The organism is Pseudomonas sp. PGPPP4, assembly GCF_002256045.1.
Taxonomy (GTDB): Bacteria; Pseudomonadota; Gammaproteobacteria; order Pseudomonadales; family Pseudomonadaceae; genus Chryseomonas; species Chryseomonas oryzihabitans.
The window spans coordinates 18,067-43,246 of sequence record NZ_NKID01000004.1; the positions used below are offsets into that span (position 1 = coordinate 18,067).

General features: G+C 65.4%; 21 protein-coding genes. 9 read left to right on the forward strand and 12 right to left on the reverse strand.

Features of this window, described 5'->3' with window-relative positions; genetic code table 11:
* Positions 1-33: 33 nt before the first annotated feature.
* Together CFE50_RS08350 and CFE50_RS08355 are read right to left on the reverse strand one after the other, a co-directional pair.
* On the reverse strand, positions 34-495 hold the full coding sequence (locus tag CFE50_RS08350) for a response regulator (RefSeq protein WP_007159296.1): 462 nt from the start codon (positions 493-495) through the stop codon (positions 34-36).
* Positions 496-503: 8 nt separating this feature from the next.
* Positions 504-2,753 carry an ATP-binding protein gene (locus tag CFE50_RS08355; RefSeq protein ID WP_286732658.1) on the reverse strand — a complete coding sequence of 750 codons (2,250 nt, stop codon included), beginning with the start codon at positions 2,751-2,753 and terminating at the stop codon, positions 504-506.
* 214 nt (positions 2,754-2,967) lie between these two features.
* Here CFE50_RS08355 and CFE50_RS08360 point away from each other — a divergent pair, with 214 nt between their 5' ends.
* Positions 2,968-3,993: an alpha/beta fold hydrolase gene (locus CFE50_RS08360; protein ID WP_286732660.1), complete on the forward strand. Its 1,026-nt coding sequence runs from the start codon at positions 2,968-2,970 to the stop codon at positions 3,991-3,993.
* Between the two features lie 108 nt (positions 3,994-4,101).
* Here CFE50_RS08360 and CFE50_RS08365 read toward each other — a convergent pair whose 3' ends face one another.
* The 3 genes from CFE50_RS08365 to CFE50_RS08375 form a co-directional block, all read right to left on the reverse strand.
* Positions 4,102-8,949: an NAD-glutamate dehydrogenase gene (locus CFE50_RS08365; RefSeq protein ID WP_286732662.1), complete on the reverse strand. Its 4,848-nt coding sequence runs from the start codon at positions 8,947-8,949 to the stop codon at positions 4,102-4,104.
* A gap of 192 nt (positions 8,950-9,141) precedes the next feature.
* A complete protein-coding gene (locus tag CFE50_RS08370) occupies positions 9,142-9,351 on the reverse strand; it encodes a SlyX family protein (protein WP_007159300.1) in 210 nt (69 codons plus the stop codon).
* Positions 9,348-9,764: an HIT domain-containing protein gene (locus tag CFE50_RS08375; RefSeq protein WP_042135918.1), complete on the reverse strand. Its 417-nt coding sequence runs from the start codon at positions 9,762-9,764 to the stop codon at positions 9,348-9,350. Before CFE50_RS08375 ends, CFE50_RS08370 begins: the two co-directional genes overlap by 4 nt.
* A gap of 368 nt (positions 9,765-10,132) precedes the next feature.
* On the opposite strand from CFE50_RS08375, the gene CFE50_RS08380 reads away from it, so the two are divergent.
* Positions 10,133-11,455 (forward strand): OprD family porin, encoded by a 1,323-nt coding sequence (locus CFE50_RS08380; protein WP_286732667.1) that lies wholly within the window; start codon positions 10,133-10,135, stop codon positions 11,453-11,455.
* A 151-nt stretch (positions 11,456-11,606) separates the two neighbouring features.
* Positions 11,607-13,313: a proline--tRNA ligase gene (locus CFE50_RS08385; protein WP_074584449.1), complete on the forward strand. Its 1,707-nt coding sequence runs from the start codon at positions 11,607-11,609 to the stop codon at positions 13,311-13,313.
* A 16-nt stretch (positions 13,314-13,329) separates the two neighbouring features.
* On the opposite strand, the gene CFE50_RS08390 is transcribed toward CFE50_RS08385, so the two are convergent.
* On the reverse strand, positions 13,330-13,614 hold the full coding sequence (locus CFE50_RS08390) for an acylphosphatase (RefSeq protein WP_286733337.1): 285 nt from the start codon (positions 13,612-13,614) through the stop codon (positions 13,330-13,332).
* Positions 13,614-14,864 carry a YihY family inner membrane protein gene (locus CFE50_RS08395; RefSeq protein WP_027602651.1) on the reverse strand — a complete coding sequence of 417 codons (1,251 nt, stop codon included), beginning with the start codon at positions 14,862-14,864 and terminating at the stop codon, positions 13,614-13,616. Before CFE50_RS08395 ends, CFE50_RS08390 begins: the two co-directional genes overlap by 1 nt.
* Positions 14,865-14,955: 91 nt before the next feature.
* Here CFE50_RS08395 and arsC point away from each other — a divergent pair, with 91 nt between their 5' ends.
* Both arsC and wrbA read left to right on the forward strand, forming a co-directional pair.
* Positions 14,956-15,309: an arsenate reductase (glutaredoxin) gene (arsC, locus tag CFE50_RS08400; RefSeq protein ID WP_042135924.1), complete on the forward strand. Its 354-nt coding sequence runs from the start codon at positions 14,956-14,958 to the stop codon at positions 15,307-15,309.
* A complete protein-coding gene (wrbA, locus tag CFE50_RS08405) occupies positions 15,306-15,905 on the forward strand; it encodes an NAD(P)H:quinone oxidoreductase (protein ID WP_007159307.1) in 600 nt (199 codons plus the stop codon). The genes arsC and wrbA overlap by 4 nt, the downstream gene beginning before the upstream one ends.
* Positions 15,906-15,920: 15 nt before the next feature.
* Here the strand turns inward: wrbA and hda are convergent, their stop codons facing one another.
* Both hda and CFE50_RS08415 read right to left on the reverse strand, forming a co-directional pair.
* Entirely contained in the window at positions 15,921-16,625 is a 705-nt protein-coding gene (gene hda, locus CFE50_RS08410; RefSeq protein WP_017638945.1) for a DnaA regulatory inactivator Hda, read from the reverse strand.
* A 97-nt stretch (positions 16,626-16,722) separates the two neighbouring features.
* The gene (locus tag CFE50_RS08415) at positions 16,723-17,802 is read right to left on the reverse strand and encodes a DUF2066 domain-containing protein (protein WP_286732677.1); all 1,080 of its coding nucleotides are present in this window, start codon (positions 17,800-17,802) and stop codon (positions 16,723-16,725) included.
* A gap of 285 nt (positions 17,803-18,087) precedes the next feature.
* Here CFE50_RS08415 and purM point away from each other — a divergent pair, with 285 nt between their 5' ends.
* The 4 genes from purM to CFE50_RS08435 all read left to right on the forward strand — a co-directional run bounded on the left by purM (position 18,088) and on the right by CFE50_RS08435 (position 21,070).
* Complete coding sequence (purM, locus tag CFE50_RS08420) at positions 18,088-19,149, forward strand: phosphoribosylformylglycinamidine cyclo-ligase (protein ID WP_007159310.1); 1,062 nt, start codon at positions 18,088-18,090, stop codon at positions 19,147-19,149.
* Positions 19,146-19,814, forward strand: coding sequence for a phosphoribosylglycinamide formyltransferase (gene purN, locus CFE50_RS08425; RefSeq protein ID WP_286732681.1), 669 nt, complete (start codon positions 19,146-19,148; stop codon positions 19,812-19,814). Before purM ends, purN begins: the two co-directional genes overlap by 4 nt.
* Positions 19,815-19,829: 15 nt before the next feature.
* Entirely contained in the window at positions 19,830-20,543 is a 714-nt protein-coding gene (locus tag CFE50_RS08430) for a DUF3108 domain-containing protein (RefSeq protein WP_027596994.1), read from the forward strand.
* A gap of 347 nt (positions 20,544-20,890) precedes the next feature.
* Complete coding sequence (locus CFE50_RS08435; RefSeq protein ID WP_007159313.1) at positions 20,891-21,070, forward strand: hypothetical protein; 180 nt, start codon at positions 20,891-20,893, stop codon at positions 21,068-21,070.
* Positions 21,071-21,335: 265 nt separating this feature from the next.
* On the opposite strand, the gene CFE50_RS08440 is transcribed toward CFE50_RS08435, so the two are convergent.
* Genes CFE50_RS08440 through CFE50_RS08450 form a run of 3 tightly spaced genes read right to left on the reverse strand, consistent with a single transcriptional unit; the run spans position 21,336 to position 25,071 of the window.
* Entirely contained in the window at positions 21,336-23,561 is a 2,226-nt protein-coding gene (locus tag CFE50_RS08440; RefSeq protein WP_286732687.1) for a xanthine dehydrogenase family protein molybdopterin-binding subunit, read from the reverse strand.
* On the reverse strand, positions 23,558-24,544 hold the full coding sequence (locus CFE50_RS08445; protein ID WP_286732689.1) for an FAD binding domain-containing protein: 987 nt from the start codon (positions 24,542-24,544) through the stop codon (positions 23,558-23,560). Before CFE50_RS08445 ends, CFE50_RS08440 begins: the two co-directional genes overlap by 4 nt.
* Positions 24,541-25,071 carry a (2Fe-2S)-binding protein gene (locus CFE50_RS08450; protein ID WP_115945958.1) on the reverse strand — a complete coding sequence of 177 codons (531 nt, stop codon included), beginning with the start codon at positions 25,069-25,071 and terminating at the stop codon, positions 24,541-24,543. The genes CFE50_RS08445 and CFE50_RS08450 overlap by 4 nt, the downstream gene beginning before the upstream one ends.
* Positions 25,072-25,180 lie beyond the last annotated feature (109 nt).

Here is a 25,180-nt window from a genome sequence, read left to right on the forward strand (position 1 = left end):
ATGACTGGATACGGATGCACTTATCTTCACTCGCTAACGGCCAATGCGCCTGGCGACACGGCGCGATCCTGGCGGCGGCTCGTTGAGTACGGCCCAGAACACGCCGAGGTCACTGATCGCGGCAACGAAATCACGGAATTCGACCGGCTTGACCACGTAGGCGTTCACGCCCAGTTCGTAGGCCTTTTCCAGATCGGGCTCCTCCCGCGACGACGTCAGCATGACCACGGGGATGCTGCACAGCTCCGGGGTACCACGCACCAGGTCCAGCACCTCGAGGCCATCGACCTTGGGCAGCTTGAGATCCAGCAGCATCACGGCGGGATTGCCCGGCTCGCGATCGGCATAGGGCTCGCGGCGCAACAGGTAATCGACCGCCTCGGCGCCGTCACGCAGGACCACGACATCGTTGGCCAACTGGCTGCGCTCCAGAGCCACCAGGGTGAGCTCCAGATCGTGCGGATTGTCTTCGACCAGCACAATGGGTTTGAGCATGAATAGAACTACCTTTTGTGTACCGGCGACGGTCGTTGTTTGGGAAGGGCGAAATAGAAGGTCGCGCCCTCGCCGATGGCACCTTCGGCCCAGACGCGACCGTCATGGCGCTCGATGATGCGTCTGACACTGGCCAGACCGATGCCGACCCCTTCGAACTCATCGGCATGGTGCAGGCGCTGGAAGACGCCGAACAGCTTGCCCACATAATCCATGTTGAAACCGACGCCGTTGTCCCGGACAAAGATGATGTCCTCGGAATCGCTCGGCAAGGTGCCGATCTCGATCACCGCCGGCTCTTCGTAGCGACTGTATTTGATGGCATTGGCCAGCAGATTACGCAAGGCGAGATGGACGAAGGCGGCATCAGCGATGACGACAGGCAGGGGGCCGATGTGCCACTCCACCTGCCGCTCGGCATAGTCCGGCGCCATCTCTTCGCGGATGGCTTCCACCAGGGCGGTGAGATTGACGTCGGAATAGCGGATCGCGGCCCGCCCCATCTGCGAGAAGCTCAGCAGGTTGTCCACCAGGCTGCCGGCGAAGCGCGCCGACGAACCGATGTTCTCCAGGAAACGCCGCCCCCGGTCCGACAGCTTGCCGCCCTCGATGTCGCCGAGCAGCTCGGCATAGCCGGCGATGTGGCGCAGCGGCGCCCGCAGGTCGTGGGACACGCTGTAGGAAAAGGCCGCCAGTTCCTTGTTGCTGCGCTGCAGCTCCTCGGCCAGTTCGGCCATCTCCTCGGCCTTGCGCAGGACGATCCCGCGCACCGCGTTGCGCAATTCGATGGCGCTTTCCAGCTCTAACGGCGACCAGGGAAGCGACAGGCCGCGCACCGTCTCCTGCCAGAGCACGAAGCTCTGCCGCGGCGACAGGCGCCCGTCGCTGCCTTCCTGCTTGGTCGGCCGGCCGGCCCAGTTGACCACCTGCACCAGTTCGCTGCGGAACCAGATCAGGTAGTGGGAATGCAATTCGGAAATGGGTACGGCGAGCACCCCGGCCGCATGCTGGGCCAGTTGGGGGAGCTCGGCGATGTCCTTGGCCAGGTTGTCGGTGACGAAGTGGTCCTTGACGTTGACCGACAGCCACTCGACCAGGCTGTCCACCACTTCCCGCGGCGGTACCTGGCCAATCAGCTCGGTCCCGTCGGAGGAGATGATGGCGGCGCCCTGCGCCCGGGCGAAATCCAAGAAGACCTGCGGCAGCTCCAGCAGACCCTGGCAGACGCTGTCGCGGTCGGCCATGGTCGAGAGCATCTGCACCATAGCCTGGCGCAGCGCCAGCCGGCGATCGGATTCCGCATGGGTCTCGGCGGCATCGATCTGCAGCGACAGCACCCGGCCGAACAGCTCGCAGGCGGTGCGCGTCTGGAAGGACACCCGCTGGGGCTGACGGTCGTGGCAGAGCACCAGGCCCCAGAGGCGATCACCGACCACGATGGAGATGGACATGGACGCCAGGGTGCCCATGTTCCTCATGTACTGCAGGTGCACCGGCGACACGCTGCGCAGCTGCGCGAAGCTGAGATCCAGCGGCTGCCCGGTCAGCGGATTGGTCTGCGGCTGCAACGGCGAGGGCTGGTAGTAGGCGTTGCCGATCACCCGGATGCGGTTGGCCAGGTACAGGCGACGCGCCTGGGCGGGAATGTCCGAAGCGGGAAATCTCAGGCCCAGATAGCTGGGTACGCCGGGATCACATTCCTCGGCCAGCACCTGCCCATGACCGTCCTCGTCGAAGCGATAGATCATGGTGTGGTCGAAACCGGAAATACGCTTGGCTTCGCGCACCGCGAGCTTGGCGATGGCGTCGACGGTTTCGGCCTGATGCAGCTGTTCGATGAACACCCGCACCATGGGATAGAGGGTATTGAGACCGAGCCGGCTGTCCACCGGCGCCTCGAATTCGACGATCAGTACCCCGCCGAAACGGTGCATGAACAGCGCGAAGGTCTGCTGCCGCGGCCCCAGGGTCACATCGCCCTGATAGATGGGGTTCTGCTCTTCCTGGGTCAGGGCGTCAAGCATGGCCGGCAGATCCCGTTCCGGCAGCAATTCGTCTAGGGTGCGACCCAGCACCTCCTCCACGGCGACCCCGAGGTACTCGCGGACGTTGGCACTGGCCTGGACGATGCGCAGATCCGGCTCTTCCACGGCGAACAGGAAGCCATGTTCCTGGATACTGCCGGGAATATGGATCGGCTCGTTGGCGCAATCGGCCAGAGCGTCGGGCTGCGTCTTGGAGGGTGACTCGAGCGCCAAACCGGGAACCTCGTGTGATCGGAAAGAAGCGCAGGAACAGCGGTGCGCCGAAACGGAAACAAAGGTCATTCAGACTATCAGACCCTGGGCAGGAGGCGAAGCGAAACGGCGCGCAGGCCGGAAAGCGGCCTTCATGGCGACACACTCTCGGGGCGCGCTGGAATCTTCTCCGCCAGCCTTCGGTCGGAGCTGTTTTAGCCCCAGGATCCTGTCCATGTCCCTGCGCCGCGCCCTCCCCCTGGTCGCCCTGCTGCTGAGTCCGCTCGGTCAGGCCGAGCCCCTCTACGGCGAACGTCTCGAAGGCTTCGACTACGACTACCCGGTCAAGACCTTCAGCTTCGACTCCCAGCGCCAACCACTGGAAATGGCCTATCTCGACGTCGCGCCGAGCGGAAAACCGAACGGCCGGACCCTGGTGCTGTTGCACGGCAAGAACTTCTGCGCCGGCACCTGGGCGCAGAGCATCCAGGTGCTGAGCACTGCCGGCTATCGGATCGTGGCCCCGGACCAGATCGGCTTCTGCAAATCCAGCAAGCCGGCCCACTACCAGTACAGCTTCCAGCAACTGGCCGCCAATACCCGGGCCTTGCTCGACCACCTGGGCATCGCCCGGGCGACCCTGATCGGCCATTCGACCGGCGGCATGCTCGCGACCCGCTACGCCCTGCTCTATCCCGAGGCCACCGAACAGCTGGTGCTGGTCAACCCCATTGGCCTCGAGGACTGGAAGGCCCTGGGCGTACCCTATCGCAGCGTCGACCAGTGGTACGCCCGGGAGCTGAAGACCTCCGCCGACGGCATCCGCGACTATGAGCGCAGCACCTACTACGCCGGCCAGTGGTCCCCGGCCTACGAACGCTGGGTGACGATGCTCGCCGGTCTCAACAACGGCCCCGGTAAGGAAAGGGTCGCCTGGAACTCGGCCCTGATCTACGACATGATCTACAGCCAGCCGGTGGTCTACGAATTCGCCCGACTGCGCATGCCCACCCTGCTCATGATCGGCCAGCGTGATACCACCGCCATCGGCAAGGACGCCGCGCCGGCCGCCATCAAGGCGCAGCTGGGTCACTATCCAGAACTGGGCAAGGCGGCGGCGCGGCGCATCCCCCGGGCGACCCTGGTGGAATTCGAGGACCTGGGCCACGCGCCCCAGATGCAGGCGCCGGAGCGCTTTCACCAGGCCCTGTTGCAAGGGCTGAGCGCCCTCCAGGCACCCTCGACACAACCCCAGCCCTGATCGAATCCGAACGTTGAAAAAAGGCGGCGTACCCGAGGGTACGCCGCCTTTTTTCATGCCCTGTCAGACGACGCTGCCCACGAACGCCATTCGTGGGCAGCGCCTGTCTCAGGCGCTGCTGCTGGCCAGATCCGCCAGTTCACGACTGGCGACGCTGTACATCGCATAGTCCTGACCGCTGGCATTGCGCAGATCAACCAGCAGACCCCGCCAGCGCTCCACGGCTGCCCGATGGCGCTCCAGCCACAGCGAGAGGCGCGCTTCCGGATCGCTCGGCGCCTCGCTCAGGTTGAGCATGGCGATGGTGATGGTGCGCTGCTGCACATCCACCTCGTCGCGGAAGGCCTCGCGCGCCAGCGCCTGCCAGGCATTGGCCACCGGCAGCTGGTTGAGCTGCTGCTGGTACCAGGCCAGGTCCAGCACATCACCCGCGGCGAACCAGGTGGCTGCCACTTCCAGCGGATCCTGGGCGGTGACCTCCGCGGCCTGGATCACCGGCAGCAGGGTATAGATGTGGTTGGTCCCGGCGACGACCCGCGCCAGCAGCTCGGGCACGCCCGCCTCGGTATAGGCGCGGAAGCGCTCTTCCCAGTCCTGGCGCGGCTCGCCCTGCAGCAGTTCGTCCAGGCGCACCCCCAGGGCGGCGATGCGCGGCCCGAAGAAGGCCGCCACAGCGCCGGCATCCAGGCCGCTGCGATGGCTGCGCAGGAACCAGCGGGTCGCCCGCCGGCCCAGTCGCATCAACTCGCTCATCAGGCGCAGTTGCAACTCCGCCGGCACCTGATGATCCAGGGCTTCCACCTGACGCCACCAGTGCGGCAGATGCAGGACGTCGCGCATCACCACATAGGCGCGGGCGACATCGGCCGCACTCATGCCGGTGGATTCGCACAGGCGCTGCACGAAGGTGATGCCCATGTGATTGATCAGGTCGTTGGCGATCTGGTTGGCGACGATCTCGCGCTTGAGGCGATGGCGCGCCATGGCCTCGGGGAACTGCTCGGTCAGGCGCTGCGGGAAGGCGCCCTGCATGTCCCGGGCGAGGTAGTCGTCGTCCGGCACCGAAGAGGCCAGCAACTGTTCCTTGAGATCGATCTTGCTGTAGGAGATCAGCACCGACAGCTCGGCCCGCGTCAGGCCCTGCTCCTTGGCCGCGCGCTCGGCGAGCACCTCGTCGCTGGGCAGGAATTCGAGGGTACGATCCAGCTTGCCACGCCCTTCGAGGTCGACGATCAGCCGCTGGTATTCGGCCAGGTGCGTCCGCGCCCGGTATTCCGCCAGGGACAGGGCACCGGTCTGCATGTAGTTGTTGGCGACCACCAGTTCGCCGACCTCGTCGGTCATCTCGCCCATCAGGGTATTGCGCTGCTTGACGGTCATGTCGCCGGCGGAGACCACGTCGCCCAGCAGGATCTTGATGTTGACCTCGTGGTCGGAGCAGTCCACGCCGCCCGCGTTGTCGATGAAGTCGGTGTTGCAGGCACCGCCGTGCAGACCGAATTCCACCCGCGCCAGCTGACTCATGCCCAGGTTGCCACCCTCGCCGATGACCTTGGCGCGCAGGTCGCAGCCGTCCACGCGCAGGGCATCGTTGGCCTTGTCGCCGATGTCCGCGTGGCTTTCGAAGCTGGCCTTGACGTAGGTGCCGATGCCGCCGTTCCAGATCAGATCCACCGGCGCCTTGAGCAGGGCGTTGATCAGCTCGTTGGGCGTCAGGTGATCGGCCTGCAGATCGAAGCGCGCCTTCATCTCCGGGCTGATGGCGATGCGCTTGGCACTGCGCGGGAAGATGCCGCCGCCCTGGGAGATCAGGCTGGCGTCATAGTCGGTCCAGCTCGACCGCGGCAGGTTGAACAGCCGCTCGCGCTCGACATAGCTGCGCTCGGCGTCCGGATTGGGATCGATGAAGATGTGCAGGTGGTTGAAGGCCGCCACCAGCTCCAGGCTGCGCGAACGCAGCAGGCCGTTGCCGAAGACGTCGCCGGCCATGTCGCCGATGCCCACCACGGTGACCGGATCGGTCTGGACATCAATGCCGCGCTCACGGAAGTGGCGCTGCACGCTGACCCAGGCGCCCCGCGAGGTGATGCCCATCTTCTTGTGGTCGTAACCCGCCGAACCACCGGAGGCGAAGGCGTCGTCGAGCCAGAAGCCATAGTCCCGGGCGATGCCGTTGGCGATATCGGAGAAGGTCGCGGTGCCCTTGTCGGCCGCCACCACCAGATAGGGGTCGTCGCCGTCGTAGCGCACCACGGCAGCCGGCGGGACCACTTCACCGTCTTTCAGGTTATCGGTGATGTCCAGCAGACCGCTGATGAAGATGCGGTAGCAGGCGATGGCCTCGGCCTGGATCTCGTCGCGGGAGCCGCCGGTGGGCAGGCGCCGTGGCACGAAGCCACCCTTGGCGCCCACGGGGACGATCACCGAATTCTTGACCTGCTGCGCCTTGACCAGGCCCAGCACCTCGGTGCGGTAGTCTTCCTCGCGATCCGACCAGCGCAGGCCGCCGCGGGCGACGTTGCCGAATCTCAGGTGCACCCCTTCCACGCGCGGGCTGTAGACGAAGATCTCGTAGCGCGGCACCGGGCGCGGAAGCTCGGGAATGGCCTTGGGATCGAGCTTGAAGCTGAAATAGGCCTTGGGCTTGCCGCCGGCGTCGGTCTGGAAGACGTTGGTTCTCAGGGTCGCCTTGATCAGGTCCAGGTAGCGCCGCAGGATGCGGTCCTCGTTGAGCACCGCGACATCGTCGAGGGCGCTGAGGATGGCCTGCTCCAGACGCTGCTGCTTGTCGTCCAGGTCTTCGCTGGTCATGCGCCGCGCCAGGTAGAACTTCATGCGGAACAGCCGCACCAGTTCCCGGGCGATGTCGACATGGGCGTTGAGGGTGGCGGCGATGTAGCCGATGTCGAAGCCGATGCGGATCTGCTTGAGGTAGCGCGCATAGGCGCGCAGCACCGCGACGTCGCGCCAGGGCAGCCCGGCGGTCAGCACCAGGCGGTTGAAGCTGTCGTTTTCCGCCTGCCCGTCCACCACCTGGACAAAGGCGTCCTGGTAGGTGTCGTTGAGTTGCTGCAGATCCAGCTCCAGACCGGCCACGGTGGTGAAGGCGAAGTCATGGATCCAGTAGCGGCGGCCATTGCGATGGCGCAGCTCGTAGGGGAATTCGCCGAGCACGCGCAGCCCGAGGTTTTCCAGGATCGGTAGGACGTCCGACAGCGCCAGGGGCGTATCGGCGTGATAGAGCTTGCAGTGCAGGATGTTGTCGCCGGTCTGGGTCAGCGGCTGGTAGAAGCCCATGGCCAGACGGCGCTCGTCGCTGAGCGCCAGCAGGTGGCGCATGTCCACCACGGCCAGGTGCGGCGCGAAGCGCTCGCGGTAGCCGGCCGGAAAGCCCAGCGGATAGTCGGCCAGGATGGAGGTGCCCTGGGCTTCGCCGAAGCTGTCCACCATCAGGCTGGCGAAGTCGTCCTTCCAGCTGCGGCAGGCCTGCACCATCTCCTGCTCCAGGCGCGCCGGATCGACGTCCTGCGGCTGCAGCGGATCGACGCGCAGGATGAACTGCACCCGCGCCAGCACGGATTCGGAGAAGAAGGTCCAGAATTCGCAGTCGGTGCCATGCAGGCGATCCATGAGGATCTGCTGCATGCGCTGGCGCACCTCGGTGGAATAGATGTCGCGCGGCACATAGGCCAGGCAATAGAAGAACTGGCCATAGGGATCGCGGCGCAGGAAGACGCGCACCTTGCTGCGCTCCTGGATCTGCACGATGGCCATGGCGGTGCTGAACAGGTCGTCCACAGGGGTCTGGAACAGATCGTCCCGCGGCAGGCCTTCGAGGACCTGGGCCAGTTCCTTGCCCAGGTGGGCGCTGCTGTCGAAATCGGCGCGGCGACGCACCTCGTCGACCTTGCGGCGGATATAGGGAATCTCGCGCACGCTGTCGTTGTAGACGCTGGAGGTGTAGAGGCCCATGAAGCGGTGCTCGCGCACCACCCGGCCACTGGCGTCCACTTCGCGCAGGGAAACGAAATCGGGATAGGCCGGGCGATGCACCCGGCTCGGGTCGGCTGCCTTGGCGAAGGACAGCAGCACCGGTTCGCGCAGATAGCGCAGCGGCTCCCCGGACAGAGTGATTTCGGCGGTCTCAGGGCGACCGCGCAGGCGTCGCGACAGGCCGAGCAGGGAGTCGGGCACATAGCGTTGCACCGCAGTCTCGCCGTCGCCTTCGACGGTGAATTCCTCGTAGCCGAGGAAGGTGAAACGGTCGTTGCGCAGCCAGTCGAGGAAGGCCTTGACCTCGGCCAGTTCGCCCTCCTCCACGCCAGCCGGACGCCGATCCAGCCAGCTCAACAGGTCGGCGACCTTGGCCTTCATGGCGGCGAAGTCGCCGACGGCCAGGCGCACCTCACCGAGGATCTCCTGCAGCGCCGCCTCCAGGGCGCGCAACTCGCTGGTTGCGGCACAGCGGTCGATCTCGAGGAACATCAGGGCTTCGCGGGTCACCCCTTCGCCCTGCTGGCCTTTGGGCAGCAACTCGAGCAGACGACCCTGGGCATCCCGGCGCACGCTGAGAACGCTGTTCTGCAGGGTATGGACGCTGTAACCCTGGCGATTGAGCTCCATGCGCACCGAGTCGACCAGGAACGGCGAATCGGCGTGCAGCACCTCCACCACGGTGTGGCTCGATTGCCAGCCGTGTCGTTCGTAGTCCGGATTGAAGACCTGGACCCGCGGCTCGGACGGATCGAAGACATCCAGCAGACGCCAGGCCGACAGTACGCAGCCGACCAGATCGGAGAGCCGACGCTGAGTGAGCTCTTCCAGCGGGACGATGCCGAAGAACTGGGCGGTGAAGCGCTCCAGCTGTTCGAGGGCATCCCCTTCGACATGGGCCGCGAGGGCATTCTTGAGTTGTTGTTGGAAATCCGCTTGGCTGGCAGCGGTGAAAAACGCCATAACCGTACTCCGTCCTGAAGGTGCTGTGGGCTTCGCTCCGCAGAGGACAGGCCTCTCCCGGAGCGAGTTCCACAGGGGACGAGGCCGGACTGCACCAAAAAAGTGCAAAGATGCAGTGCGGCTAGAGTAGCCAACAAAGACAGCTATGCACGTACGTCAGCGCGACAACAAGATTCAGCTGCGGAACGGATCTCAATAGTGTGGGGGCGGCGCCTCGTCCGGCAGCCCACCGCCACCCGAACTCTGCAGCTCGGCCTGGCGCTCGGCCAGGACGCGAATCTGGGCCGCGCAGCGATCCAGCGCCCGCTGCTGCTCGACGATGATGTCGTTGAGGGTCTGAATGGTGTCGTCCTGGAAGGCCTGGCGCATTTCCAGGTCGGCGATACGGTCTTCAAGGGTCATGCCTGTGTCTCCTCCGCGAGCAGCACCCGCCAGCGTTCCGCTGCGGCATGGCCGGCTTCCGCGGTATGGGGCTCGCGTGGCGAGTGCCCCCATACCGGGCCGGGCCAGGCCGGATCGCCCTCCTGCCGCAACAGGACGTGCAGGTGCAATTGCCTGACGACGTTGCCCAGAGCACCGATGTTCAATTTTAGATCCGGCTGCGCGTGGCGCAACACCTGGGCAACAAGTGTCACCTCTCGCCACAGTTGTGCCTGATCCTGGGGTGACAGGTCGAGGATCTCGGTAACACTTTCGCGCCGGGGTACCAGCACCAGCCAGTCATAGCGCCTGTCGTTCAGCAGCAATACCTGACACAGCGTCAAGGACGCCACTTCCAGGGTATCTCCGGCCAGCCGTGGGTCTATTTGGAACATCTCATCTCCTGCCAACACCTGTCGGCACTAAAAGTGTGCACAGCTTTGTGCAAGTGAAACCTTTGGTGTCACAAAGGTGCAACCAACCCTTCCGAAACTGCCCATTGCCCGGGGAGCGGAGCAGCGATAGACAGGCGGGCTCAGGGATTGAGCGTTTGTGCACGCTTTTTGCTATCACGATCCGGGTACGACGATCGGACGGGAACTCTTAAAGAGCTTTCTTAAGAGTCACGGTTAATCCGCTCATCACACGCAAAATTTTGATGAAGCCTATCGCCCCTCCGAGAGAGGTGCTATATGTGCCGCCATTAGAACAAACAGCCACGGCTGACACGATGGCTGACTTTCAACCCAAAGGAGCATTTCTGATGCAAGCGATGAAGTGGAGCATTCTCGCCCTGGCCGTAGCCGCAGGGACCACTCAACTGGCTTTCGCCGACCAGCAGTCCGAGTCCAAGGGCTTTGTCGAAGACAGCAAGCTGAACCTGTTGAACCGAAACTACTACTTCAACCGTAGTGCGGAAACGCAGCGATCCGTAAATGCTGATGGTGACAAGGTGCCACATGACGGGCGCAACTGGTCCCATGGCTTCATCCTCAACTACTCCTCTGGCTTTACCCAAGGCACCGTGGGTGTTGGTGTGGATGCCAGCGGTTATCTTGGCCTGAAACTGGACGGCGGTGCTGGTCACTCCAACTCTGGCAACCTACCTATCGAAAACGATCGTAGCCCAGCAGACGAGTACTCGTTTGCTAACGCAGCGGTCAAAGTGCGTGTGTCCAATACTGTATTGAAGTACGGCTACCTGCAGCCTACGTCTCCGGTCTTCGCTCTAGGCGGTAGCCGCCTGTTCCCGGCCACCGGCACTGGCTTCATGCTGACCAGCGAAGAAATCGACAAGCTGTTCTTCGAAGCTGGTTACTTCACCGATGCCCGCGACGGTGTTAACACCTTCCACAATGGCTCGATCGGCACCAGCTATTCTGGCGCAGTAGCGAATTCCGCAGCTTACGCTGGCGGTAAGTACGCATTCTCGGATCAGTTCAGTGCATCGCTGTACTACGCAAAACTGGAAGATGTCTGGAACCAGTACTACGCGAATGCCAACTACGTACAGCCGCTGACAGCCAACCAGTCGCTGACCTTCGACGCTAACTACTACTACACCAAAGACACTGGCAGCGCCAAAGCAGGTGACATCAGCAACAACACCTACTCCTTGGCAGCGGCTTACAGCGTTGATGCTCACACGTTTACCCTTGGCTTCCAAAAGGTGAACGGCAACACGCCCTTCGATTACGCTGCAGTAGCGGGTACCAATGGCGGCGGGGACGGCATCTTCCTGGCTAACTCTATTCAGTACTCCGACTTCAATGCGCCTGGCGAAAAGTCCTGGCAGGCTCGGTATGACCTTAACATGGCCACCCTTGGCGTACCTGGCCTGAGCTTCATGACTCGTTATGTCCGTGGTACCGGTATCGAGGACAGCACCAACGGCTTCTATGGCGCTTACGCCGACGGTGCGGAAGAAAGAGAGACCAACGTAGAAGCCAAATACATCCTGCAAAGCGGTCCTGCTAAGAACCTCTCTTTCCGCGTTCGCCAAACCTGGCACCGTGGTGATGCCACCACTGGTGGCGATGTCAACGAGTTCCGCCTGATCACCGAGTACCCGCTGAGCATCCTGTAAGGGATAGCGTACCTCGCACGATCCAGCAGCCCGGCATTCGCCGGGCTGTTCTTTTCCGGCCTCCGGTCGGCGCCACCCGCGTCCCTGTACGCCCTGCCCCACCCCGCCGTACAATGCCGGTCCCGTCTCGATGCCGACAGACCGCCTAGCCATGCGTACCAGCCAGTTCCTGCTGTCCACCCTCAAAGAAACCCCTTCCGATGCCGTGGTGATCAGCCACCAGCTGCTGCTGCGTGCCGGCATGATCCGCAAGCTGGCCTCGGGTCTCTATACCTGGTTGCCGCTGGGCCTGCGCGTGCTGCGCAAGGTGGAAGCCGTGGTGCGCGAAGAAATGAACGCCACCGGCGCCCTGGAGGTGCTGATGCCGGCGATCCAGCCCGCCGAGCTGTGGCAGGAATCCGGTCGCTGGGAGCAGTACGGCCCCGAGCTGCTGCGCCTGAAGGACCGTCATCAGCGCGATTTCTGCGTGGGCCCGACCCACGAGGAAGTCATCACCGACCTGATGCGCAACGAGTTGAACAGCTACAAACAGCTGCCGATCAACCTGTACCAGATCCAGACCAAGTTCCGCGACGAGATCCGCCCGCGTTTCGGCCTGATGCGCGGCCGCGAGTTCGTGATGAAGGACGCCTATTCCTTCCACCTAAACCAGGCGTCGCTGCAGGAAACCTACGACGCCATGTACCAGGCTTACTGCAACGTCTTCAGTCGCCTGGGTCTGAATTTCCGTCCGGTGCAGGCCGACAACGGCTCCATCGGCGGCAGCGGCTCCCACGAATTCCATGTGCTGGCCGGTTCCGGTGAAGACGACATCGCCTTCAGCGACACTTCCGAATACGCCGCCAACATCGAGAAGGCCGAGGCCCTGCCGCGGGAGACCGCGCGCGGCGCCGCCACCGAGGAATTGCGTCTGGTCGACACCCCCGACACCAAGACCATCGCCGATCTGGTGGAGAAATTCGGCCTGGCCATCGAAAAGACCGTGAAGACCCTGGTCGTGCGTGGCGCCGAGGAAGGCACCCTGGTCGCGCTGGTGGTGCGTGGCGATCACGAACTCAACGAGATCAAGGCGGCCAACCTGCCGGAAGTCGCCAGCCCCCTGGTGTTCGCCACCGAGCCGGAGATCCGCGCGGCCATCGGCGCCAGCCCCGGTTCCCTGGGCCCGATGAATCTGTCGATCCCCTGCATCGTCGATCGCTCGGTCGCCCTGATGAGCGATTTCGGCATCGGCGCCAACCAGGAAGACAAGCACTACTTCGGCGTGAACTGGGAGCGTGATCTGCCGCTGCCCCAGGTCGCCGATCTGCGCAACGTGGTGGCCGGTGATCCGAGCCCCGATGGCCAGGGCACCCTGGTGATCAAGCGCGGCATCGAAGTGGGCCATATCTTCCAGCTGGGCACCAAGTACAGCGAGGCGATGAAACTGTCGGTGCTGGGTGAGGAAGGCAAACCCACCACCCTGACCATGGGCTGCTACGGCATCGGGGTGTCCCGCGTGGTCGCCGCCGCCATCGAGCAGAACCATGACGAGCGCGGTATCCGCTGGCCGGCTGCCCTGGCGCCCTTCCAGATCGCCCTGGTGCCGATGAAGTACGAGAACGCCGCGGTGAAGGAAGCGACCGATCGCCTCTACGGCGAGCTGAAGGCCGCCGGCTTCGATGTGCTGCTGGACGACCGCGACAAGAAGACCAGCCCTGGCGTGAAGTTCGCCGACATGGAGCTGATCGGCATCCCCCATCGCCTGGTGGTGGGTGAGCGCGGTCTCAACGAAGGCCTGGTCGAATACAAGGGCCGTACCGACAGCGACAGCCAGAACGTCGCCCTGGCCGAGATCGTCGGCTTCCTCAAGGCCCGCTGAGGGCTACCGCTCCAGGTCAGGCGTCCGTGCGCCTGACCTGGAAGTCGGTCAGGCCTGTACAGGCCACCTCCTCCAGCTCCACCCCGGTCACCTCGGCCGCTGCCGGTCCCTGCCATAGCCAGAGCTCCATTTGGGCGAGCGCCTCGACCGAACCTTCCAGGTGGCATTCCACCCGGCCATCCGCCAGATTCCGCACCCAGCCGGTGACGCCCAGTCGCTGCGCCTCCTGCCGCGTGCTCTCGCGATAGTAGACGCCCTGGACGCGGCCACTTATCAGGCCATGACGTGCCGATTTTGCCATCATCGCGGGGCTCCTCGTTCTTCCAGCACCGGCGCGACCTTGAGCCACTGGGCCACGCTTCCGGCGAGCAGTTCATGACGCTGTGCCTGCAGCCGCGCGAAGGCCTCCTGCAGCTGTGGATACCAGTCACCGGGAAAGCGTTCGGCAGGCGGCCAGCAATCCGGCGCCGGCGGTGCCCAGGGTGCGCGATCCAGCAGATCCAGCAGCGCATAGCCATGTAGGTCGCGGCAGAGCACCCAGTGGCCGCTGTCGTTCTGGCACACCAGGCGTTCCTGCTGCAGGAACGCCAGCACCGCATGCCATTCATGCTCCGGCAGCTTCCAGCCCGCCTGGTGCAGCCGCCCCAGATGCAGACTGGAACCGCTCTGCTGCCTTTCCAGAAAGGCCCGTAGCACGGCGAGCAGGATGAAGAAGGCCGGCAGCGGCGCGCGGCGCCAGTGATGGGTGGTGGACAGGCTGCAGACCACCTCCGCGCCGAGCAGCACGATCAGCCAGCAGACATAGATCCACACCAGGAACAGCGGCACCGTGGCAAAGGCGCCATAGATCAGCTGGTAGCCGGGGAAATAGAAGACATAGAGGCCGAACAGACTCTTGGCCGCCTCGAACAGCACCCCGGTCAGGGCTCCGCCGATCAGCGCATGGCGCAGCGGGACCCGGGTGTTGGGCACGGCGGCGTACATCAGGGTGAAGGCGGCGATGCTGAACAGCAGCGGCGTGACCTTGAGCAGCGCCTGGGCGCCGGACATGCCGTAGGAGCCGAACACCAGGGCCACCGAGGCCAGGTAGGTGCTCATGGCGAAGCCGGCGCCCAGCAGCAGGGGCCCCAGGCTGAGCACCGCCCAGTAGAGCAGGAAGCTGGAGACCCCGCGCCGCGGAATGCGTACCCGCCAGATGTCGTTGAAGGTCTTTTCCACCGTCACCAGCATGAAGAAGGACGTCACCGCCAGGAGGGCCACGCCCAGCCAGGTCAGGTGCCGCGCCTGCTCGATGAAGTTGCGCAGGTACTCTTCCAGGGTCGCCCCGGTGGAGGGCACGAAATTGCGGAAGATGAAGGCCTGGATCTGCACTTCCGTGCCCTGGAAGGCGGGTATCGCCGAGAGCATGGCGAAGGTGACGGTCATCACCGGGACCACCGCGAACAGGGTGGTATAGGTGAGGGCCGCGGCATTGTTGGGGGCGCGGTCTTCGATGAAGCGGTCGGCGAGGTAGCGAACGAAGGACAGCAGTTCACGCAAGCGGGCCGGCATTGGCGGTTCCTCGAAAGGCACGGTCAAGGGCTGGCGCGGCAGTCCTCGCCAACCCGCTACAATGGGCATCTTACCTTCTATGGATCAGCCCATGAGTGAAATCGTCCTCTATCACAATCCGCGCTGCTCGAAATCGCGGGCAGCCCTTGCGCTGCTGCAAAGCCGCGAGCTAGCCGTGTCCGTGGTGCCCTACCTGGAAACGCCGCCGGATGCCGCCACCCTGCGCGCGCTGCTCGCCAAGCTGGGCCTGGAGGCGCGCCAGTTGCTGCGCACCGGCGAGGACGCCTATCGCGAATTGAACCTCGCCGATCCGGCGCTGGACGACGCAGCCCTGATCGCGGCCATGGCCGCCCATCCCAAGCTGATCGAAAGACCCATCGCCGTGCACGGCGAACGCGCCGTCGTCGGTCGTCCCCCCGAGCGTGTCCTGGAGATCCTGCAATGACCCCCGAAGCCTATGTCCTGGTGCTCTACTACAGCCGCCATGGCGCTACCGCCGAGATGGCCCGCCAGGTCGCCCGCGGGGTGGAGATGGGCGGCATGGCCGCGCGCCTGCGCACCGTGCCGGCAGTCTCCGCCGAGTGCGCCGCCGTCGCTCCGGCGGTGCCCGAGCAGGGCGCGGTCTACGCCACCCTCGACGACCTGCGCGATTGCGCGGCCCTGGCCCTGGGCAGTCCGACGCGCTACGGCAACATGGCCGCCGCCATGAAGTACTTTCTCGACGGCACCAACAGCCTCTGGCTGACCGGCGCCCTGGTGGACAAGCCCGCTGGCGTCTTCACCTCCACCGCCAGTCTGCATGGCGGCCAGGAGAGCACCCTGCTGTCCATGGCCCTGCCGCTGCTGCACCACGGCATGCTCATCACCGGCCTGCCCTACAGCGAAAGCGCCCTGCTGGAAACCAAGGGGGGCGGTACGCCCTATGGGCCGAGTCATTTCGCCGGGGCGGATGGCAAGCGCGCGCTGGACGAGCAGGAGACGGCGCTGTGCCGGGCCCTGGGCAAGCGCCTGGCGACCCTGGCGGGTCGCCTGCAGCAATAGCGGTAGCCGGCGCGGCTACCAGCCCATGATTTCCTTGACGAAGGGAATGGTGAGCTTGCGTCGCGCCTGCAGCGACGCCTGATCCAGGCGTTCAAGCATGTCGAACAGGGCGTCCATGCTGCGGGTGTTGCGCGAGAGGATGAAGCGACCGACCTCGTCGGTCAGGTGCAGGCCGCGGCGGGAGGCCCGCAGTTGCAGGGCGCGCAGCTTGTCTTCGTCGGACAGCGGGCGCAACTGGAAGACCAGCGCCAGGGTCAGGCGCGACTTGAGATCGGCCAGCTGCACCGGCAATTGCCGCGGCGAGGCGGTACTGGAGATCAGCAGTCGCTTGCCGGCATCGCGCAGGCGATTGAACAGATGGAAGAGCGCCTCTTCCCAGCGCCGCTGCCCGGCCAGGGCGTCGAGATCGTCGAGGCAGACCAGCTCGCACTGTTCGAGGTTGTCGAACAGCTCGACGCCGTAGTCGGCCAGTTCGCCCATGGGCAGGTAGATGGCGCGCTCGCCCAGTTCTTCCAGGCGGTGACAGGCGGCCTGCATCAGGTGGCTGCGGCCGGCACCCGCGCCGCCCCAGAGATAGATCAGGCTTTCCGTCCAGCCGGCGTCGGCATCGCAGAGACGCTCGACATAGCCGAGCGCCGCGGCATTGGCGCCAGGGTAGTAGTTGACGAAGGTGGCGTCGTCACGCAGACGAATGCCCAGGGGCAGCTGTAAAGGCATCATGCCGGCTCGAACGGCTCTTGGCAGTTTCGCGAGGGCGCCAAGTCTAACCAAATCCCGGGCCCCTCGCAGCAGCCGCTTCAGTCTTGGGTGCCAGCCCTCACGGCCAGCGGAAATACAGGGTGTTCCGCGCCGGTTGCGCGGCCGGCGCCTGCTGAGCCGCGGGCGGGGTCGGAGCAGCCGTGGCATCGACGGGTGCAGCCGGGGTCGCCGGTGCCGGAGCGGCCGGCGCCGTAGCAGGCTGCAGACCGGCAAGACCGAGTTGCGCCTGCAACTGGTCCGGATTGGCGGTGAGGTCGTAGGTCAGCTGGGTGCCGTCGACCTTGACCAGCCGACTCGACAGGGGCTCCAGTACCTTCTGCAGCTGGGCATAGCGTTCGAAGTTGGAATTGTCGGCCACCAGGGTCAGCGGCTGGGTCGTGCCCGGGCGGGAGACGAATTTCTTTGACAGGCGCGCGGCGACATCCTGCAGCACCGCAGCGGCCAGGGCATCCTGATCGGCGGCCTGGCTGCTGCCCTGTTCGGCGGCACCGTTGTTCCACAGGCGCCACTGGGCCTGCCAGCCATTGCCTTGGGGTTTGGCGTGGACGGCCAGCAGGGCATTGGCGCCGTAGCGCTCGGAGGCCTGGCGCAGGGCGGTCGGATCGCTGGCGTCGATGTTGGCGGCGGTGCCGGCGAGTTGTTCGTTGAGGTCGGCCAGCGGCAGACGGATCGGCAGACCGGCGCGCTGGGCGCCGCGCTGGACCCCGGTGCTGGCGGGCTGGCCGTCACCGACCAGGGTCGCCCCGCTGTCGGCGTCGTTGAGCCACCAGATCATCACCACCGGACGATTGGCGCCCCATACCGAGAGACCCGCCTGACCCAGGGCCCGCTCGGTGGCGGCCGGATCGAAGTTGACCACCAGCACCTCTGGCGGACCGGCGTCGTAGCCGTACTGGCTGATCAGGGATTCGGGCGCCGCCAGGGCGCTGGCCAGCGCCGGGGTCTGGCCGGCCTGGGGGTTGCCGGTCAGGCGCCCGGCCAGGACCTGCAGGGCGCGCTTGAGGGCGGCATTGCGCTCGTCCGGCTGTTGCGAGGTCACCGGCTCGCGGACCTGGTAGAGGTTGTCCACCACCTCGGCGCGGGCGAGCGGACTCAGGACCAGCAGCGAAGCGAGCAACGGAAGGACGAGACGGCGCATGGCGATTCCATAGAAGGGGCAAGGGGCATACCTTAAAAGCCGCCTGACCCGCGAGCAAGGGCACTGGGTCGCGGGCTGCTTATAAGGTAGCGGCGGGGACTACCCGCCCGGCGAAAGGACAGGCGATCTGGCTCAGACCACGGCAGGCTGGCCGGGTGCCATCGCCGCCCGGACCGGAGGCCGCGGCGGGCCGCGTGCTTTGGCACGGCTTCTGGTAAAATCGCCCGCCTCATTGCCGGCTGGCGCCAGCCGGCTCGTTTCGCCATTAGCCAAAGGCCAGGATTCATGAGCAAACAACCCCAGCTGAGCTACAAGGACGCCGGTGTAGACATCGACGCCGGTGAGGCTCTGGTAGAACGCATCAAGGGCGTCGCCAAGCGCACCGCCCGCCCGGAAGTCATGGGCGGCCTGGGGGGCTTCGGTGCCCTGTGCGAGATCCCGGCAGGCTATCGCCAGCCGGTACTGGTCTCCGGCACCGACGGTGTCGGCACCAAGCTGCGCCTGGCCATGAACCTGGCCAAGCACGACAGCATCGGCATCGACCTGGTGGCCATGTGCGTCAACGACCTGGTGGTCTGTGGCGCCGAGCCGCTGTTCTTTCTCGACTACTACGCCACCGGCAAGCTCAACGTCGACGTCGCCGCCCAGGTGGTGACCGGCATCGGCACCGGTTGCGAACAGGCCGGCTGCTCCCTGGTGGGCGGCGAGACCGCCGAGATGCCCGGCATGTACGAAGGCGAAGACTACGACCTGGCCGGCTTCTGCGTCGGCGTGGTGGAGAAGTCCGAGATCATCGACGGTTCCAAGGTGGCCACTGGCGACGCCCTGATCGCCCTGCCCTCCTCCGGTCCGCACTCCAACGGCTATTCGCTGATCCGCAAGATCATCGAGGTGGCCGGTGCCGACATCGAGAACATCCAGCTCGACGGCCAGCCGCTGACCGAGCTGCTGATGGCGCCCACCCGCATCTACGTCAAGCCGCTGCTCAAGCTGATCAAGGACACCGGTGCGGTCAAGGCCATGGCCCACATCACCGGCGGCGGTCTGCTGGACAACATCCCGCGCGTACTGCCCGAGGGCGCCCAGGCGGTGCTCGACGTGGCCAGCTGGCAGCGTCCGGCGGTGTTCGACTGGCTGCAGCAGCAGGGCAACGTCGACGAGACCGAGATGCACCGCGTGCTGAACTGCGGCGTGGGCATGGTCATCTGCGTGGCCCAGGAGCAGGTCGAAGCCGCTCTGCAGGTGCTGCGTGCCGAGGGTGAGCAGCCCTGGGTCATCGGCCGCATCGAACAGGCCGCCGAGGGCGCCGACCAGGTCGTGCTGAACAATCTGAAACAGCACGGATGAGTCAAGCCGACTGCGCCGTGGTGGTGCTCATCTCCGGCCACGGCAGCAACCTGCAAGCCCTGATCGACGCCGCGACGCCGCCCGTGCGGATCGCGGCGGTGATCGCCAACCGCGCCGAGGCCTATGGCCTGGAGCGGGCCCGGCAGGCCGGGATCGCCACCCAGGTGATCGATCACCGCGAGCATGCCGATCGCGAAGGCTTCGATGCGGCCCTGGCGGCCGCCATCGACGCCCAGGGCGCCGATCTGGTGGTGCTGGCCGGCTTCATGCGCATCCTCACGCCCGCCTTCGTGCGGCGCTACCAGGGTCGCCTGCTCAATATCCATCCTTCGCTGCTGCCCCTGTACAAGGGCTTGCACACCCACCAGCGCGCCCTCGATGCCGGCGATGCCTGGCACGGGTGCAGCGTGCACTTCGTCACCGAAGAGCTGGATGGCGGTCCGGTCGTGCTGCAGTCGCGGGTGCCGGTACGTTCCGAAGATTCGGCGGAGAGCCTTGCGACACGGGTACACGCCGCCGAGCACCTCCTTTATCCTGTGGCCGTGCGGTTGTTTGCCGAAGGTCGTCTGCGGCTGGGTACCCTGGGTGCCGAGCTGGACGGCGAGGCGCTGCCGCCTACCGGGGCCGAGTTGCCGTCGCTGACGGCCGCGGCCTCCCCTTCCTGATCCAAGGAGAAACTGATGCGACGTCTGTTGTTCCTATTGGCCACCCTCTGCAGCGCCTCGGCCTTTGCCTTCGACCTGCAGCCGTTCACGGCCAGCTACACCGCCGACTGGAAGCAGATGCCGGTCAGCGGCTCGGCCGAGCGCTCGTTGCAGAAGGAAGCCGATGGCCGCTGGGAGCTGAAGTTCGAGGCCTCCATGCTGGTCGCCGGTCTCAACGAATCCAGCACCTTCCGCCGCGAAGGCGAAGCCTTTCTGCCGGATACCTACCAGTACAAGCGCAGTGGCCTGGGCAAGAGCCGCGAGAGCGAGCTGACCTTCGACTGGGCCGGCAAGAAGGTCACCGGCAAGGACAAGGATGATCCGGTCAGCCTGACCCTGGATCGCGGTCTGCTGGACAAGTCCACCTACCAGCTCAAGCTGCAGCAGGACGTGGCCGACGGCAAGAAGAGCATGAGCTACCAGATCGTCGACGGCGACAGCATCGACACCTACGACTTCCGCGTCATCGGCCCGGAGCGCATCCGCACCCCGCTGGGTCTGCTCGACACCATCAAGGTCGAGCGCGTGCGCGACCCCACCAAGAGCAGCCGCAAGACCGAGCTGTGGTTCGCCAAGGACTGGGACTATCTGCTGGTGCGTCTCTACCAGCAGGAGAGCGACGGCAAGGAATACCAGACCAGCCTCAAGGAAGGCACGGTCAACGGGCGCACGGTGAAGGGCGCCAACTGATCCAGTCTGCAGGCAAAGCGCCCTCTTCGGAGGGCGTTTTCTTTTATGCGCCAAGGCAGGTGTGATGGCTGCCTGGTGACAGTCGAGTGAGTATCCAGCAGCCTTCCTCGGGCAGTGTGCCTCTTCTCCTATCGCGGCCATGGGCCGCTCCTACATGCTGGCAGGATTTTGTAGGAGCGGCCCATGGCCGCGATGCCGACGCAGCGAAACGACAACCGCAGGCGCGACAGATTGTCGCAGAAGTTGTAACAACTTGTTGCCGAGATACGCCTTGGTCCAGAAGCGAAACGCTCTAGTATGGGTTTTCAAGCCCTGCCGTAGCGCGGGCTCGACCAAGGAGATTCAGCATGACCATTACCGTAACCGAACGTGACGAAGACCATATGTCCCGCGAAGCCCGTGGCCTGGGCATGCATCTGTGGGACGTGAAGCAGGAAGGGGAACTGGTCGGCGTCTATCAGAGCGAAGCCGCTGCCCTGGAATACAAGGAGCAGATCGAACACGAAGGCGCGTCGCACGCCGAGTGAGTCGAAGGATCTTTTTACCGACTGCCTGAAAAAGGCCCGCCTCTTGGAGGCGGGCCTTTTTCGTTTCAGGGTGGAGCGAGGGGTTGGGGTAGGTTGGGTTGAGCGGAGTGAAGCCCAACGTTATCGGGGTCAACGGTGTACCTGGCACCCCTCACCCCAGCCCTCTCCCGGGGGGAGAGGGGGCGGTTCAGCGCGGCGGGACGCTTTGGTAGGTTGGGCTGAGACGGCTTCATCGTCGAAGCCCAACATGGCTCCAACCTCGGCCCTAGTGCACCAGCTCGTCGGCGAACACCTTGTCCAGGGTGATGGGCAGATCGCGGACCCGCTTGCCGGTGGCGTGGAAGATGGCGTTGGCGATGGCTGCCGCCACTCCGACGATGCCGATCTCGCCGATGCCCTTGGCGCCCAGCGGATTGACGATCTCGTCCTTCTCCTCGACGAAGATCACCTCCAGCTGCTGGATGTCGGCCTGCACCGGGAAGTGGTACTCCGCCAGGCTGTGGTTCATCCAGCGCCCCTCGGTGGTGTCCATCATCCCCTCTTCCTGCAGGCCCATGCCGATGCCCCAGACGATGCCGCCAGCCACCTGGTTCTCGCCGGTCTTGAGGTTGAGGATGCGACCCGCAGCCACTGCGGTGACCACGCGACTGACCTGGACGCTGCCGAAGTCTTCGTCGACCTTGACCTCGACGAACACCGCCGAGTGGGTACCGGTGGCGTAGTTGTCGCGCTCCTCCGCCGGTTCGGCGCTGGCCAGGGTCTCCATCGACGGCGAACCCGAGGCCCTGAGGATGGCGGTGAAGTCGACGCGCTGGGCCGGATCGGTCTTGAGGCTGATGCCGCCGTCGGCGAACACCACCTGCTCCAGCTCCGCCTTGGCCAGCGGCGAGTTATCCATTTCCTTGGCCGCATCCAGCAGTTGCTGACGCAGCTGGTCGCAGGCCAGCTTTACCGCGGTGCCCACCGAGGACACGGTGAAGGAACCGCCTTCCAGGGGTGCCTTGGGCAGGGTGGAATCGCCCAGCTTGAAGGTAACCTTGTCCAGCGGCAGGCCGAGGTTTTCGGCGGCGATCTGGGTCATCACCGTATAGGTGCCGGTGCCGATGTCGGAGGTGGCGCTGGCCACCACCAGGCTGCCGTCGATGTTCATCACCGCCTTGGCGGTGGCGGGTTGCTGCATGGCTTCCCAGACCCCGGTGGCCATGCCCCAGCCCACCAGCTGGTTGCCGTCGCGCATAGAGCGTGGCGCCATACTGCGCCGCTCCCAGCCGAACCGCTCGGCAGCCTGGCGATAGCACGCCAGCAATTCCTTGCTGGAATAGGGCTTGCCCTTGGCCGGATCGGTGTCGGTGAAGTTGCGGATGCGCAATTCCAGTGGATCGGTGTCGGCCGCATAGGCCAGTTCGTCCATGGCGCTTTCCAGCGCATAGACACCCAGCACCGCGCCCGGGGCGCGCATGTCCAGGGGGGTGTAGACGTCCAGCGCGGCCAGTTGATAGGCCAGCTTGACGTTGGGGCAGGCATAGAGCGACGCCGACCAGACCAGCACCATTTCGGTGAAGTCCTCGAAGCGCGAGGTGATGCCCAGGGCGCTGTGATCGATGGCCTGCAGCTTGCCGTCGCTGTCGCAGGCCAGCTTGAGCTGCTGGTAGGTCTCGGGACGGTAGCCGAAGGTGAACATCTGCTGGCGCGTCAGGGTCACCCGCACCGAGCGCTTGAGTTGCAGCGCGGCCATGGTCGCCAGCACCAGCTGGTACTGGGGACGCAGACCGGAGCCGAAGGCGCCGCCGACGAAGGGCGAGATGACCTTCACGTCGCCCTCGCCCAGCCCGAAGATGTTGCTGACGAACTGGGCGCTGTTCTGCACGCCCTGGGTCTTGTCATGCACAGTCAGCTTGCCGTCCTTGTGGTAGATGACGGTGGAGGCATGCATCTCCATGGGGTTGTGGAATTCCGCCGCGGAGTGGTACTCGGCCTCGATCCGTACGGGCGCCGCGGCCCAGGCCGCCGAGGCGTCGCCGCGGTTGTCCGGCAATTCCATGGGCGCTTCGTGGGCCTGGCTGCGGGCCTGGGCCAGGTCGGTGGCGTGGTCTTCCTCGCTGTACTGGGCACGGATCAGCGAGGCGGCGTGGCGCGCGGCCTCGAAGGTCTCGGCCACCACCAGAGCGATGGGCTGGCCGCTGTAGAGGATGCGATCGTTGTACAGCGGCCGGAAGGGCTTGCCGTCGGCCGCGTCCATGTCGGTGTAGCTTTCATCATAGCTGGCCATCTTGGGTCGGTTGAGATGGCTGAGCACCTCGAGCACGCCCGGCTGGGCCAGGGCCTCGCTGACATCCAGGCCGAGCAGGCGACCCTTGGTGATGGTGGCGTTGACGACGAAGCCGAAGGCCAGATCAGGGACGCTGAATTCGCCGGCATAGAGCGCCTGGCCGGTGACTTTTAGCGGACCGTCGACGCGGGGAACGGCTTTTTGCAGATGGACGACGGTCATTGCAGGGTACCTCCGGCGGCTTCGGTAAGGGCACGCACGATGGCGCGGCGGGCCAGTTCGATCTTGAAGCTGTTGTGGGCGAAGCCCTGGGCGCCCTGCAGCAGGCGATCGGCCAATTGGCCAAAGGCCGCCTTGTCCGCCACCTGACCGACCAGCGCCTGCTCGGCCTCCGGCAGGCGCCAGGGCTTGTGGGCCACGCCGCCCAGGGCGACGCGGACCTGCTTGATGCGCTCGCCGTCCAATTCCAGCGCGGCTGCCACCGAGACCAGGGCGAAGGCATAGGAGGCGCGGTCGCGGATCTTCAGGTAGGCGCTGTTGGCCGCCAAGCTCTCGGCCGGCAGGGTCACGGCAGTGATGAGTTCGTCGGCGGCGAGGTTGGTGTCGCGCTCGGGGGTGTCGCCGGGCAGTCGATGGAAGTCGGCGAAATCGATGACCCGCTCGCCGTTCGGACCGCTCACCTCGACCCGGGCTTCCAGCGCGGCCAGGGCGACGCACATGTCCGAGGGATGGGTGGCGATGCACTGCTCGCTGTGGCCGAGGATGGCGTGGATGCGATTCTGCCCCTCGCGGGCGCCGCAGCCGGAGCCGGGTTCGCGCTTGTTGCAGGGGGTGCCCACGTCATAGAAGTAGTAGCAGCGGGTACGCTGCAGCAGGTTGCCGCCGGTGGAGGCCATGTTGCGCAGTTGCGGCGAGGCGCCGGCGAGGATGGCCTTGGCCAGCAGCGGATAGCGCCGCTGCACTTCGGGGTGGTAGGCGACCTCGGCGTTCTTGACCAGGGCGCCGATGCGCAGCCCGCCTTCGGTGGTGGTCTCGACCTCGCGCAGGGGCAGGCCGTTGACGTCGATCAGCTGCTCGGGGCGCTCGACGTTTTCTTTCATCAGGTCCAGCAGGTTGGTGCCACCGGCGATGAAATGTGTCTGGGGGCCATGCTGGCGGATGGCGTCGGGCACGGCGTTGGGCTTGGCATAACCGAAGCGGTTCATTCGCGGCCCTCCCCTTGCTGGCAATCAGGACGCGCCCGCTCGATGGCGGCGCGGATGTTGCGATAGGCGCCGCAGCGGCAGAGGTTGCCGCTCATCTGCTCGGCCACCTCGGCTTCACTGTGGGCGTGACCTTCCTTGAGCATGCCGATGGCCGAGCAGATCTGCCCCGGGGTGCAATAGCCGCACTGGAAGGCGTCTTCGGCGACGAAGGCGGCCTGCATGGGGTGCAGCTGGTCGCCCTGGGCCAGGCCCTCGACGGTGGTGACCTCGGCGCCGTCCTGCATGACCGCCAGGGCCAGGCAGCTGTTGATGCGGGTGCCGTTGACCAGCACGGTGCAGGCGCCGCACTGACCGTGATCGCAGCCCTTCTTGGTACCGGTGAGATCGAGGTGGTCGCGCAAGAGATCGAGCAGCGTGGTCCAGGGCTCCACGGCCAGCTGCAGCTGCTTGCCGTTGAGGGTCAGGGCGATGGTATGGGACTCGGGTTCGGCCAGGGGCTGGAACTGGCGCGCGGGGGTAGCGTTCATGGCGGACCTCACGGTTAAAGCCGCGGGGTGCAGATTGCCCCCGTGGTCGGAATCAGGCGGTGACAGCGAAAGGCCACCTCAGGTAAGGGACTGCGCCCGACCGGAAGCG

Coding starts and splice junctions, on each gene's coding strand:
- CFE50_RS08365 (WP_286732662.1), bottom strand. CDS start 8,949: ATGGCGTTTTTCACCGCTGCCAGCCAAGCGGATTTCCAACAACAACTC.
- CFE50_RS08440 (WP_286732687.1), bottom strand. CDS start 23,561: ATGACCGTCGTCCATCTGCAAAAAGCCGTTCCCCGCGTCGACGGTCCG.
- CFE50_RS08390 (WP_286733337.1), bottom strand. CDS start 13,614: ATGGCAAAATCGGCACGTCATGGCCTGATAAGTGGCCGCGTCCAGGGC.
- hda (WP_017638945.1), bottom strand. CDS start 16,625: ATGATGCCTTTACAGCTGCCCCTGGGCATTCGTCTGCGTGACGACGCC.
- CFE50_RS08350 (WP_007159296.1), bottom strand. CDS start 495: ATGCTCAAACCCATTGTGCTGGTCGAAGACAATCCGCACGATCTGGAG.
- CFE50_RS08430 (WP_027596994.1), top strand. CDS start 19,830: ATGCGACGTCTGTTGTTCCTATTGGCCACCCTCTGCAGCGCCTCGGCC.
- arsC (WP_042135924.1), top strand. CDS start 14,956: ATGAGTGAAATCGTCCTCTATCACAATCCGCGCTGCTCGAAATCGCGG.
- CFE50_RS08360 (WP_286732660.1), top strand. CDS start 2,968: ATGTCCCTGCGCCGCGCCCTCCCCCTGGTCGCCCTGCTGCTGAGTCCG.
- purM (WP_007159310.1), top strand. CDS start 18,088: ATGAGCAAACAACCCCAGCTGAGCTACAAGGACGCCGGTGTAGACATC.
- CFE50_RS08435 (WP_007159313.1), top strand. CDS start 20,891: ATGACCATTACCGTAACCGAACGTGACGAAGACCATATGTCCCGCGAA.
- purN (WP_286732681.1), top strand. CDS start 19,146: ATGAGTCAAGCCGACTGCGCCGTGGTGGTGCTCATCTCCGGCCACGGC.
- CFE50_RS08450 (WP_115945958.1), bottom strand. CDS start 25,071: ATGAACGCTACCCCCGCGCGCCAGTTCCAGCCCCTGGCCGAACCCGAG.
- CFE50_RS08385 (WP_074584449.1), top strand. CDS start 11,607: ATGCGTACCAGCCAGTTCCTGCTGTCCACCCTCAAAGAAACCCCTTCC.
- wrbA (WP_007159307.1), top strand. CDS start 15,306: ATGACCCCCGAAGCCTATGTCCTGGTGCTCTACTACAGCCGCCATGGC.
- CFE50_RS08415 (WP_286732677.1), bottom strand. CDS start 17,802: ATGCGCCGTCTCGTCCTTCCGTTGCTCGCTTCGCTGCTGGTCCTGAGT.
- CFE50_RS08370 (WP_007159300.1), bottom strand. CDS start 9,351: ATGACCCTTGAAGACCGTATCGCCGACCTGGAAATGCGCCAGGCCTTC.
- CFE50_RS08375 (WP_042135918.1), bottom strand. CDS start 9,764: ATGTTCCAAATAGACCCACGGCTGGCCGGAGATACCCTGGAAGTGGCG.
- CFE50_RS08395 (WP_027602651.1), bottom strand. CDS start 14,864: ATGCCGGCCCGCTTGCGTGAACTGCTGTCCTTCGTTCGCTACCTCGCC.
- CFE50_RS08380 (WP_286732667.1), top strand. CDS start 10,133: ATGCAAGCGATGAAGTGGAGCATTCTCGCCCTGGCCGTAGCCGCAGGG.
- CFE50_RS08445 (WP_286732689.1), bottom strand. CDS start 24,544: ATGAACCGCTTCGGTTATGCCAAGCCCAACGCCGTGCCCGACGCCATC.